9 protein-coding genes are annotated in these 10,523 nt (G+C 69.8%); all 9 read left to right on the top strand.

The window, feature by feature from the left end:
• Window positions 1–1,069: NAD(P)/FAD-dependent oxidoreductase (locus J0695_RS24330; protein WP_206964960.1), on the top strand; the 1,069-nt coding region annotated here is incomplete at its 5' end.
• Window position 1,070: 1 nt separating this feature from the next.
• A complete protein-coding gene (gene nirB / locus J0695_RS24325) occupies window positions 1,071–3,593 on the top strand; it encodes a nitrite reductase large subunit NirB (RefSeq protein WP_277990017.1) in 2,523 nt (840 codons plus the stop codon).
• Window positions 3,590–3,919, top strand: coding sequence for a nitrite reductase small subunit NirD (gene nirD / locus J0695_RS24320; protein ID WP_206964958.1), 330 nt, complete (start codon window positions 3,590–3,592; stop codon window positions 3,917–3,919). Before nirB ends, nirD begins: the two co-directional genes overlap by 4 nt.
• 144 nt (window positions 3,920–4,063) lie before the next feature.
• Entirely contained in the window at window positions 4,064–5,521 is a 1,458-nt protein-coding gene (locus tag J0695_RS24315; RefSeq protein ID WP_206964957.1) for an ABC transporter permease, read from the top strand.
• A gap of 27 nt (window positions 5,522–5,548) precedes the next feature.
• Window positions 5,549–6,241, top strand: coding sequence for an ABC transporter ATP-binding protein (locus J0695_RS24310; RefSeq protein WP_206964954.1), 693 nt, complete (start codon window positions 5,549–5,551; stop codon window positions 6,239–6,241).
• Window positions 6,242–6,441: 200 nt separating this feature from the next.
• Window positions 6,442–7,467 carry a LacI family DNA-binding transcriptional regulator gene (locus J0695_RS24305; protein ID WP_206964952.1) on the top strand — a complete coding sequence of 342 codons (1,026 nt, stop codon included), beginning with the start codon at window positions 6,442–6,444 and terminating at the stop codon, window positions 7,465–7,467.
• A 115-nt stretch (window positions 7,468–7,582) separates the two neighbouring features.
• Entirely contained in the window at window positions 7,583–8,869 is a 1,287-nt protein-coding gene (locus tag J0695_RS24300; protein ID WP_206964968.1) for an extracellular solute-binding protein, read from the top strand.
• Window positions 8,870–8,875: 6 nt separating this feature from the next.
• Window positions 8,876–9,874: a carbohydrate ABC transporter permease gene (locus tag J0695_RS24295; RefSeq protein ID WP_206964950.1), complete on the top strand. Its 999-nt coding sequence runs from the start codon at window positions 8,876–8,878 to the stop codon at window positions 9,872–9,874.
• Window positions 9,871–10,523, top strand: a 653-nt coding sequence (locus J0695_RS24290; protein ID WP_206964948.1) for a carbohydrate ABC transporter permease, incomplete at its 3' end; no start/stop codon positions are given. The genes J0695_RS24295 and J0695_RS24290, both read left to right, overlap by 4 nt.

Below are 10,523 nucleotides of genomic sequence, written 5' to 3'. Positions count from 1 at the left end.
GATGACGTCCGCCCCGTACAACCGGGTGCTGCTGGCCGAGGTCCTTGCCGGGCGGTACGGGGCGGACGTCATCGCGCAGCCCGGGACCGCGGTACGGCGCGGAGTGCGTGCCGTGCGTATCGACCGCGCCGACCGGATCGTCCAGTGCGACGACGGCAGCACCGTCCCGTACGGCACCCTCGTCCTCGCCACCGGGTCGAACTCGTTCCTGCCTCCGCTGCGCGGGCTCGGCCATGAACTCCCCGACGGCGTCCACCCTTTCCGTACTCTCGACGACTGCCTCGCGCTCTCCGCGGCCGTACGCCCCGGCACCCGCGCGGTCGTCATCGGCGGCGGCCTCCTCGGTGTGTCGGCCGCCCGCGCACTCGCCCTGCGCGGCGCACAGGTGGTACTCGCCCAGCAGGGCGAGCGCCTCATGGAGCGCCAACTCGACGCCGAGGCCTCCGCGTTGCTCCGTACGCACCTGACCGACCTGGGCGTCGAGGTGCACACGGAGTGCCGGGTGCGCGGGCTGCGCGGCACGGACGTCGAGCTCGCCGACGGGTACATCCTCGCCTCCGACCTCACCGTCCTGGCGTGCGGCGCCCGCCCCCGCACCGGGCTCGCCCTCGCCGCCGGGCTCGATGTGCGGCGCGGCATCGTCGTCGACGACGAACTGCGCACCTCCGACCCCCGTATCCACGCCATCGGCGACTGCGCCGAGCACAACGGGCAGGTGTACGGCCTCGCGGGTCCCGCCCTCGAACAGGCCGACGCACTGGCCGAGTTGCTCTCGGGAAGGCCTGCCGCCTACACGGGCACCCGCTCCCTCACCCGCCTCACGCTCAACGGGCCAGGACCCCTGGACCTCGCCGCGTTCGGCGAGACCACTCCGCTGCCCGGCGACGACGTGATCGCCCTCGCCGACGCCACCCGCGGCGCGTACCGCAAGGTCGTCGTCCGCGGCGACCGGCTCGTCGGCGGCGTACTCCTCGGCGACCTCACGTCCGTCGGTGAGCTCGCCCGCACCTGGGAGGGCGACGAGCCGCTCCCCTCCACCCCGCTGTTCCACCTGCTTGGAGGCTCCTGACATGCCGATGCCCACACCTACGATCGTGGTCGTCGGCCACGGAATGGTCGGCCAGCGCTTCCTGGAGGCGCTCGCCGAGCGCGGGCTGACCGGCACCTGCCGGGTGGTGGTGCTCTGCGAGGAGCCGCGTCCCGCCTACGACCGGGTCAAGCTCACCTCGTACTTCTCGGGCAGCACTCCCGCCGAACTCTCCCTCGTCGAGGGTGACTTCATGGAGCGCAACAACATCGAGATGCACCTGGGCGACCCGGCCACCGCCGTCGACCGCGCGGCCCGCACCGTCACCGCACGCTCCGGCCAGGTCTTCGCGTACGACACGCTCGTCCTCGCGACCGGCTCGTACCCCTTCGTGCCGCCGGTCCCCGGCAAGGACGCGACGGGCTGCTTCGTCTACCGCACCATCGAGGACCTCCTCGCCATCGAGGAGTACGCACTGACCGCGCGCACCGGCGCGGTGGTCGGCGGCGGACTGCTCGGCCTGGAGGCGGCGGGTGCGCTGAAGGGGCTCGGACTCGACACGCACATCGTGGAGTTCGCACCCCGGCTGATGCCCGTCCAGATCGACGAGGGCGGCGGCGCTGCCCTTCTCCGTACGATCAGGAACATGGGCCTGAGCGTCCACACCGGTGTCGGCACCCAGGCCGTCACCACCGACGACGCCGGCGTGGTGACCGGCATGGAACTCTCGGACGGCTCCACGGTCGCCGCCGACCTCGTCGTCTTCTCGGCGGGGGTACGCCCGCGCGACCAACTCGCCCGCGACTGCGGCCTGGCGGTCGGGGAGCGCGGCGGGATCACGGTCGACGAGCAGTGCCGTACCTCCGACCCCGCCGTCTTCGCGATCGGCGAGTGCGCCCTCGCGGCGGACGGCCGGGTCTACGGACTGGTGGCCCCCGGCTACGAAATGGCCCTGACGGCCGCCGACACCATCGCCGAGAAGGAGAGCGCCTTCAGCGGCGCCGACCTCTCCACCAAGCTCAAGCTCCTCGGCGTCGACGTCGCCTCCTTCGGCGACGCGCACGGCACGGCCGCCGACTGCCTGGACGTCGTCTACTCCGACTCACGGTCCGGCATCTACAAGAAGCTGGTCGTCTCGCCCGAAGGCACCCTGCTCGGCGGGGTCCTGGTCGGTGACGCGGACTCGTACGCGCTGCTGCGCCCGCTCACCGGATCGGTCCCGCCGGTCGCCCCCGAGCAGCTCATCGCGCCGAGCGGCGGCGCCGTCGCGCTCGGCCCCGAAGCCCTCCCCGACGACGCGGTCATCTGCTCCTGCCACAACGTCACCAAGCACGCCGTCCAGCAGTGCACCACCCTCCCCGAGGTGAAGAGGTGCACCAAGGCCGGTACGGGCTGCGGCAGTTGCGTCAAGCTCATCGGCCAGCTGCTGCCCGCCACCGGCGACAAGGGGCTCTGCGGCTGCTTCTCGTACACACGCAGCGAGTTGTACGAGATCGTGCGCACCCTGGGCCTCACCTCGTTCGCCGCCACACTCGACGGCCACGGCCGGGAGGAGGCGCGCGGCGGTGACGGCTGCGAGATCTGCAAGCCGACCGTCGGCTCGATCCTCGCGAGCCTCGCCCCGACCCTGGGAACGAGCGGCCACATCCTCGACGGCGAGCAGGGAGCCCTCCAGGACACCAATGACCACTTCCTGGCGAACATGCAGCGCAACGGCTCGTACTCGATCGTGCCGCGCATCCCGGGCGGCGAGATCACCCCGGAGAAGCTGATCGTGATCGGCGAGGTGGCACGCGACTTCGGCCTCTACACGAAGATCACCGGCGGCCAGCGCATCGACCTCTTCGGCGCGCGCGTCGAGCAACTCCCGCTGATCTGGACGCGGTTGGTGGACGCGGGCTTCGAATCCGGGCATGCGTACGGGAAGTCCCTGCGGACCGTGAAATCCTGCGTCGGACAGACCTGGTGCCGTTACGGGGTCCAGGACTCGGTCCGTATGGCCATCGACCTGGAGATGCGCTATCGGGGCCTGCGGGCGCCCCACAAGCTGAAGTCCGCGGTCTCGGGCTGCGGCCGCGAATGCGCGGAGGCCCAGTCCAAGGACTTCGGGATCATCGCCACGGCCAACGGCTGGAACCTCTACGTCGGCGGCAACGGCGGCGCGACCCCGCGCCACGCGGACCTCCTCGCCCAGGACCTCTCTGACGCCGAGCTGATCCGGCTGATCGACCGCTTCCTGATGTTCTACATCCGCACGGCGGACCGCCTGGAGCGCACGGCGACCTGGCTGGAGCGGATCGAGGGCGGCCTCGCCCACCTCCGCGACGTGATCGTGCACGACTCGCTCGGCCTCTGCGACGAGCTGGAGGCGATGATGCGGGCACACGTCACCGGCTACCGCGACGAGTGGTCGGACACCATCAACGACCCGGAGCGCCTGAGCCGGTTCGTCTCCTTCGTCAACGCCCCCGACACCCCCGACCCCTCGGTCGCCTTCGTCGCGGAGCGCGACCAGATCAAGCCGGACCTGATGATCCTCACCCTCGAAGGGACCCGCACCCTGTGACACTCCAACTCCTGCTGGAAAGCGGCTGGTTCACCGTCTGCGACCAGTCCGTCCTGACGCCCGGCCGCGGCGCCGCCGCCCTGCTCCCCGACGGCCGGCAGGCCGCGCTCTTCCTGGACCGGGCACGCCGCCCGTACGCCATCGGAAACCGCGACCCCTTCACCGGGGCGCACGTACTCTCCCGGGGGCTGATCGGCACCCACGAGGGCCGGACCTTCGTCGCGTCGCCGCTCCTCAAGCAGCGCTTCGATCTGGAGACCGGCGCCTGCCTCGACGACGAGGAGGTCTCGGTCCCGGTCTTCCCGTGCCGGGTCGTCCCGGTCTGAGCGCTCTGCCCGGTCCGCCCGGTCCGGGTGACGTGTCCGCATTCATATGCGGCTCACAACCTTCACTCAGGCACCACGCAGCGTCCGTCCCTAGCTTGAGCCTCACCACCCCGTCCCCATGGGGCTACAACGGCGAGGAATCGGATGTTTCTGATCTATCTCAGGCGTGAGCTGAGCAGGCGCAAGAAGGCCGCTCTGGTGATCTCCATGGGCCTGGCACTGGGCATCGCGCTGGTCATCACCGTCACCTCGGTGTCCTCCGGCATGAAGCAGGCACAGACACAGGTGCTGAAGTCGCTGTACGGCATCGGCACCGACATGACCGTCACCAAGGCGGCGGAGGCCCAGTCGAGCAGCAGCGCCCGGCCGAAGTTCAACTTCGACGCGAAGTCCGACGACAGCAGCACCTCGCAGAGCTCCGACCGGGTCATGACCGCGGGCGGGCAGACGCTGGCCTCCACCAAGGTCGCCGACGTCGCGAAGCAGACCGGTGTCTCGAACGCGGTGGGCGCGCTCAGCCTCAACGTGATGAAGGTCGACGGCACCTTCACCCAGGGCAAGGCGAAGTCCACCACGTCGGGCGGTACCGGCGAGGGCGGCCAGGGCGGCGGACAGGGAGGCGGCCAGCCGGGCGTCCAGGGCGGCGGCGCCTCCTTCGACGTCAACAGCTACACGGTGTACGGCGTGGACACGGCCAACCTCACCCTCGGCCCGCTCTCCTCGTCGAAGGTCACCACGGGCGCCACCTTCACCAGCGCGCAGTCCAACGCCAAGGTGGCGGTGGTCGACTCCGCGTACGCCAAGACGAAGTCCCTCTCCGTCGGCAAGACGGTCACCATCAAGTCCGTGAAGTACACGGTCATCGGTATCTCGACGGCGACCAGCGGTGATTCGGCCGCCAACATCTACATCCCGCTGAAGCAGGCGCAGACCCTGGCCTCCTCCGCGAACAAGGTCTCCACGATCTACGTGAAGGCGACCGATTCGCAGCAGATCTCGGCGGTCAAGTCGACGATCCAGAAGAACATCTCGGGCACGACGGTCACCACCTCCGCCGACCTGGCGAAGACGGTCTCCGGCTCGCTCTCGACGGCGACCAAGCTCGCCACGAGCGTCGGCAAGTGGCTGTCCGTCGCGGTGCTGCTCGCCGCGTTCCTGGTGGCGGCTCTGCTCACCTCGTCGGCGGTCAGCCGCCGGGTGCGGGAGTTCGGCACGCTCAAGGCGCTCGGCTGGAAGAGCGGCAAGGTCACGCGTCAGGTGATCGGCGAGTCCTTCGTCAACGGCCTGATCGGCGGCGCACTCGGCATCGCGCTGGGTCTCGGGGCGGCGTACGTCGTGACGGCGATCAGCCCGACGATGACGGCCGAGCTCGGCTCCACCACCTCCAGTGCGGGCGGCCCCGGTGGCGGCGGCATGGGCGGCGGCCCCGGCCGCCAGGCGGCGTCCAAGGCGATCGAGGTCGCCCTGTCCGCCCCGGTCTCCCTGACCACCATCGCCCTCGCGGCGGGTCTCGCGATCGCGGGCGGCCTGATCGCCGGCGGCTTCGGCGGCTGGCGCGCGTCCCGGATGCGCCCGGCGGACGCGCTCCGCAGCGTCGCGTAACCCCCCACCCCACCAGGAGCAACACCCATGTACAAACTCACCGGCGTCAGCAAGCAGTACTCGCGGGGCAAGGAGACCGTCCACGCACTGCGCTCCATCGATCTGGTCATCGAGGACGGCGACCAGCTCGTCATCCAGGGCCCGACCGGCGGCGGCAAGTCCACCCTGCTGCAGATGATCGGCGGCCTGGACCGTCCGACCTCGGGCAGTGTGGAACTGGACGGCACGGACCTGGCCCAGCTCAGCGAGGCCAAGCTCACCAAGGTCCGCTCCGAGAACATCGGCATCATCTTCCAGAGCTTCAACCTCATCCCGACGCTCACCGCCCAGGAGAACGTCGAGACCGCTCTGGTCCCGATGGGCGTCAAGCCCGCCGAGCGCCGTGAGCGTGCGGCGGAGGCGCTGCGTTCGGTGGGTCTCGGCGAGCGGATGCACCATGTGCCGACCGAGCTCTCCGGAGGTCAGCAGCAGCGGGTGGCCATCGCCCGCGCGCTGGTGAAGAAGCCGAAGGTGCTTCTCGCCGACGAGCCGACCGGCAACCTCGACGAGGGCACCCGCGACGACATCATGGCGCTGCTCGACACCATGTGCCAGGAGTACGGACTGACCTTCATCATGGTCACCCACGACTCCGCCCTCGCCGCCAAGGCGCCCCGCCTGGCCACCATCAGGGCGGGCCGGGTCACGGTCACCGAACAGGCTCAGTCCGTGCGTCTCTGATCGTCGCCCCTCCCCCGCACCGCCCCCGGAGAGCCGGTTCGCGCCCCCAGCGCGGACCGGCTCTGCGGCGTACCGCGCCGGATACGCCGCTCGCCGCTCTGCGTAAGCTCTGTAATGTCTCAGGCCGCATGATTGCCCCTTCCGGAAAAGTTCCGCAAGGTTTCGAGAATGCGTCCCAGCGGTGGGGGAAGGTGGGGGATATGGGCAAGGTGACGATCACCGAGATCGCCCGGGCGGCCGGCGTATCGGTGCCGACCGTGTCCCGGGTGGTCAACGGCCGCTCGGACGTGGCGCCGGGGACCAGGGCGAGGGTCGAGGACCTGCTGCGGGAGCACGGCTACCGCAGGCGTCCGCAGACGTCCGGCGACCGGGCGGCCCTCGTGGACCTGGTCTTCAACGACCTGGACAGCCCCTGGGCGGTCGAGATCATCAGGGGCGTCGAGGAAGTGGCGCACGCGGCGGGCATGGGGACGGTGGTCTCCGCGATCCACGACCGGGCGGGGTCCGCCAGGCAGTGGATGAAGAACCTGAGGGCGCGCGCGTCGGACGGGGTCATCCTGGTGACATCCGTACTGGAGCCCGGCCTGCACGAGGAGTTGCACCGGCTCGGCGTCCCGCTCGTGGTGGTCGACCCCGCAGGGTCGCCCACGCTGGACGCCCCCACCATCGGCGCCACCAACTGGGCGGGCGGGATGGCCGCGACCGAGCATCTGCTCTCGCTGGGCCACCGCAGGATCGGCTTCATCGCGGGACCGCCCCGGCTGCTGTGCTCGCGCGCCCGGCTCGACGGGTACCGGGCGGCGCTGGAGGGCGCCGGAGTCGCGGTGGACGACGCGCTCATCGTGGCGGGCGACTTCTACCACGCGTCCGGATTCGCGGGCGCGGAACAGCTGTTGGACCTCGCCGCACCGCCGAGCGCGCTCTTCGCCTCCAGCGACCAGATGGCGCTCGGCGCCATCGAGGCGCTGCGCCGCCGCGGTCTGCGGGTTCCCGAGGACCTGAGCGTGGTGGGCTTTGACGACCTGCCCGAGGTGCGCTGGTCGGCGCCGCCTCTGACGACCGTACGGCAGCCCCTCACCGAGATGGGCAAGGTCGCCGCCCGTACGGTGCTGCGACTGGCCCGTGGCGAGGAACTGGACTCCCCTCGCGTGGAGTTGGCGACGGAGCTGGTACTGCGGGCGAGCACTGCCCCGTACCCGGGCAGGAACCCGGCCGCCTCCGGCTGAACCCCGACCACCGGTTCTGCGCGATCCGTTGACACCGGACCACCGCGTCCGTAACTTCCGCGTACATCGGTCCGATAATTATCGGACTCCTTCCGGAAGGTACGCGATGCGACCACTGGGCGACACCTCTCTGACCCGCCGACGCTTCCTGGCTGCTTCAGCAGCGGGCCTCGGGGCCGCTGCCCTGAGCGCCTGCGGCTCGTCGGACGACGGGAAGGGCTCGGGCAGCACGACCATCGAGTGGTGGAACATCACCACCACCCAGCCCGCCAAGAAGATATGGGCGGCCCGCGCCAGGGAGTTCGAGGCGAAGAACCCCGGCGTGAAGGTCAAGATCGTGACGCTGGAGAACGAGGCGTACAAGTCCAAGATGACCGCGCTCACCGCATCGGGAAAGCTGCCGGACATCTACCACACCTGGGGCGGCGGGGTACTCGAGCAGCAGATCGACGCGGGCCTCGTGGAGGACCTCACCTCGAAGATCGCCCCCTGGTCGGGCGGGTTCGTGCCCGCGTCGGTGTCGGCGTACCAGTTCGAGTCAAAGACCTACGCCGTCCCGTTCGACATCGGCGCGGTCGGCTTCTGGTACAACAAGGCGCTCTTCACCAGGGCGGGCATCACCACCCCGCCGACCACCTGGGCCGGCTACCTCGACGCCGTGAAGAAGCTCAAAGCCGCGGGCATCACACCCATCGGGCTCGCGGGCAAGGAGAAGTGGCCCGGCATGTACTACTGGGCGTACCTGGCGATGCGCACCGCCGGCCTCGACGCCATGCGGAAGGCCGCCGACTCCAAGGACTTCACCGGACCCGGCTTCGTACAGGCCGGTGAGCACCTCAAGGATCTGGTCGGCCTGCAGCCCTTCCAGACGGGCTTCCTCGGCGCCGGATACTCCACCCCGGGCGGCCAGGCCGCCAGCGTCGGCAACGGCAAGGCAGCCATGGAGCTGATGGGCCAGTGGGCGCCGAGCGTGGAGGCCAGCTCGGGCAAGGGGCTCGGCAAGAACCTCGGGTTCTTCTCCTTCCCCACCGTCGACGGCGGGGCCGGCAAGCTCACCGAGGTGTTCGGCGGAGGCGGCGGTCACGCCGTGCGCAAGGGCGCCCCGCAGGCCGCGGTGGACTTCCTGAAGTTCTTCGCCGACACCGAGTTCGACAAGAAGCTGGTCAAGGAAACCGGGCTGATCCCGGTGGTCAAGGCCGCCGGGACCGCCCTCGTCGACCCCAACCTCAAGGCCGTGTCGACCGCGATCAACGAGTCCACCGGCTTTCAGCTCTACCTCGACCAGGCGTACGCACCCGCCGTCGGCCAGGAGATCAACGACAGCGTCGCCGCCCTCATGGGAGGCACCAAGTCCCCCGAAGCCGTGGCGAAGTCCATCACCCAGGTCGCGAAGAGCCAGTAGGCGGCGATGACTTCGACCCCCGTGCACATACGCGAGGAACCGGCGGACGCCGCACCCCACGCCCCCACCGGCGGCGGGCCGGGGCGCCCGGCGGGCCGCCGGATCCGCGACTGGCTGACGGCATTCGCGTTCACCGTCCCCGCACTGGTGCTCTTCGGCGCCCTGGTGCTGCTGCCGATCCTCTTCGCGCTCTACGCATCCCTGTTCAACTGGGGCGGCTTCAACATGCCGTCCGACTTCACCGGGCTCGGCAACTTCACCAAGCTCATCAAGGACCCGGTCTTCCTCGGCGACCTGTGGCGCGGCTTCCTGCTGATCGCGTTCTCCATTGTCGTCCAGCTGCCGTTCGCCCTGGCGATGGCGGTCATGCTCAACCAGAAGCTGCGCGGCCGGGCCGTCTACCGGATGCTGTTCTTCGCCCCGTACGTCCTGTCCGAGGTCATCACCGGCGTCCTCTTCTCGATGATCTTCGCCCCCGACGAAGGCCTCGCCGACCGGCTGCTCGGGAAGATCGGCCTGGACGGCGTCGGCGGCCTGTGGTTCGCGGACCCGCACACCGTCCTGCCGACCCTCTTCCTGGTGATGACCTGGAAGTACTTCGGTTTCCACATGATGCTCTACCTCGCCGGACTCCAGGGCATCCCGCCCGAACTCCACGAAGCGGCCCGCATCGACGGCGCGGGCGCCTGGCAGCGCTTCCGCCACATCACCCTGCCGCTGCTCGGCCCGACCGTCCGGATCAGCGTCTTCCTGGCCGTCATCGGCGCCATCCAGCTCTTCGACCTGGTCTGGATCATCACCGCGGGCGGCCCCGACCACGCCTCCGAGACACTCGCCATTTCCATGTTCCAGTACGGCTTCAAGCGCTACCAGGTCGGCTACGGCATGGCGATCAGCGTGGCGATCTTCCTGATCAGCCTGGCCTTCGCCCTCCTCTACCAGCGCTTCGTGATGCGCCGCGACACCGAGGGCGCCCTGACGACGATGCGAGGTGCGGCGCGATGAGCAGTCAGACGTCCCCGGCCCTGCGCAAACGGCTGCGCACCCTGCCCGTCCACATCACACTCTGGCTGATCGGCGTGGTCATGGTGACCCCGCTGCTCTACGGACTGATCTCCGGCTTCAAATCCACCAGCCAGCTCTCGTCCAACCCCTTCGGGCTCCCCTCGCCCTGGGTCGTGTCCAACTACACGGACATCCTGGGCTCCTCGGACTTCTGGCGGGCCATCGGCTCCTCCACTCTCATCGCGGTCGGCACCACCGTCCTCACGGTCGCCTTCGCCGCGCTCGCCGCCTTTGCGCTGGCCCGATTTGCCTTCCGGGGACGGGAGTTGCTCTTCGCCGTCTTCACGATGGGACTGATGCTGCCCTTCACGGTGGCGATCATCCCGCTTTTCATCCTGCTGCGGACCTTCGATCTCCTCGACAACCCGCTGGGCGTGATCCTGCCCCAGGCCGCGTTCGGCCTGCCGATCACCATCATCATCCTGCGCGGCTTCTTCCGGGAGATCCCCGGCGAGATCGAGGAGGCCGCGACCCTGGACGGCTGCAGCGCCTTCGGCTTCTTCTGGCGGATCCTGCTGCCGATGGCGCGCCCCGCCCTGGGCACGGTCTCCGTCCTCGCGATCGTCGGCAGCTGGAACAACTTCTTCCT

This window comes from Streptomyces beijiangensis (assembly GCF_017315755.1).
Taxonomy (GTDB): domain Bacteria; phylum Actinomycetota; class Actinomycetes; order Streptomycetales; family Streptomycetaceae; genus Streptomyces; species Streptomyces beijiangensis.
Note: the sequence above shows the minus strand (reverse complement) of the source record. Positions and strands in the feature narration are given on the sequence as shown.

Bases quoted from the DNA above. Each gene is read 5' to 3' on its own strand.
- J0695_RS24305 (WP_206964952.1), top strand. From the start codon at position 6,442: ATGGGCAAGGTGACGATCACCGAGATCGCCCGGGCGGCCGGCGTATCG.
- nirB (WP_277990017.1), top strand. From the start codon at position 1,071: ATGCCGATGCCCACACCTACGATCGTGGTCGTCGGCCACGGAATGGTC.
- J0695_RS24295 (WP_206964950.1), top strand. From the start codon at position 8,876: ATGACTTCGACCCCCGTGCACATACGCGAGGAACCGGCGGACGCCGCA.
- J0695_RS24310 (WP_206964954.1), top strand. From the start codon at position 5,549: ATGTACAAACTCACCGGCGTCAGCAAGCAGTACTCGCGGGGCAAGGAG.
- J0695_RS24315 (WP_206964957.1), top strand. From the start codon at position 4,064: ATGTTTCTGATCTATCTCAGGCGTGAGCTGAGCAGGCGCAAGAAGGCC.